Below are 1,457 nucleotides of genomic sequence, written 5' to 3' on the forward strand. Positions count from 1 at the left end.
ATGTTTACTCTAATGTTGAGTATGATTATGATAGTAAAGTTAAATTAAAATCTAATTCAAAAGATGTAAATACAAATCTATTTGGGGATTTAGAAAAATATGGAGAAGTAGGTGGTAAAGAAGATAAAAGAGGCCTATATGGATTTGATTTAAATGGGGTTGCAAAGACTATTATAGGTATTGCAGAAGAGGAACCACTATCTAATGTAAGTGGAGCTTCAAAAGGAACATATTTAAAAAGTGGAGATTATTTTATAGGAGCTAAAAGCTATATAGACGGTATAGAAAAAGCTTTTGTAGAAGCAAAAGATGACAAAGATACAAAAACAGATATATTAAAAATAAAAACAGAAGAAAAAAACGGAGTAAAAGACATAGCTAAAAGTAGTGGAAAAAATGCAATAGTTATAGGAAGTAAATCAGGAGCCTTTGGAGACAATGCTATAGCATTAGGAAGAGGGTCATTTTCACTTAAAGAAAATTCTATATCTATAGGATCTTATTCATATACTAAAGATAAAAACTCTATAGCTATAGGTATAGCATCAAGAGCATTAGCTGAAGGTTCAATAACATTTGGAAATGGAGCTGGAGTAGATATAGATGGAAAGAACTCTATGGTATATGGACATGGATCAGTAGCTTATGCTCCAAATTCAGTAATACTAGGAATAAACTCACGTTTATGGGGAGGTAGTAGTGCTGGAGATTCTATAATAATAGGAAATGATGCAAATGTGAGTAGTTTGAAAGATGCTAAAAATATGAAGATAGAGGGTCATAATGGAAAATCAGTATTAGCTTTAGGAAACAAAACACAACACTAGATAACTCGGTAGCTTTAGGATATTTGTCAGCAACAGATTATACACAAGTAGATTTAAATAAGCCAGGATACACTGCAAGAGGATCATATTCAATACCAAGTTCTGCTAAAGTAGGAGTAATCTCAGTAGGTAAAAAGGGGTATGAAAGAAGAATAATAAATGTAGCTAGTGGATATAGAGATTCAGATGCAGTAAATGTAGCCCAACTTAAAACATTAGAAGATAGATTAGATGGAGCAACAGAAGAAAATGAAGATAAGATTAGATATTTCTCTGTAAACACTGATAATAATTTAAAAGAAATAGCTAGAAAACAAGTAGATTATAAGAACTATGTTAAATTAAAAACACAGATGTTGACAATAGATGCAAGAAAAAAAGCTGGAGAAACAATAAATGAGACAAATGTTGCAGGCTTAAAAGCTAAGCTAGGAGAATTGGAAAAGAAATCTGAATTAGTTAGTAAGGCAACTTCGATTAAAGCTTTAGGAAGTATGGACGATAGTAAGTATAAAACTAATAATAAATTTGATATAGATAAATATATAGAGAACTTAGAGAAAGCTAAAGAATCTGATTTATCAGAAACTACACTTAATACTGTATTAAGCGATGATGAAAAAACTAAAT

2 pseudogenes are annotated in these 1,457 nt (G+C 30.5%); both read left to right on the top strand.

Features of this window, described 5'->3' with window-relative positions:
- Positions 1 to 827 (top strand): annotated as a pseudogene (locus BUE91_RS07555) (adhesin); the annotation flags it as partial.
- Between the two features lie 23 nt (positions 828 to 850).
- Positions 851 to 1,457: pseudogene (locus BUE91_RS07560) on the top strand (adhesin); the annotation flags it as partial.

Origin of the sequence: Streptobacillus notomytis (assembly GCF_001902585.1) — a bacterium.
In the GTDB taxonomy this organism is placed as follows: domain Bacteria; phylum Fusobacteriota; class Fusobacteriia; order Fusobacteriales; family Leptotrichiaceae; genus Streptobacillus; species Streptobacillus notomytis.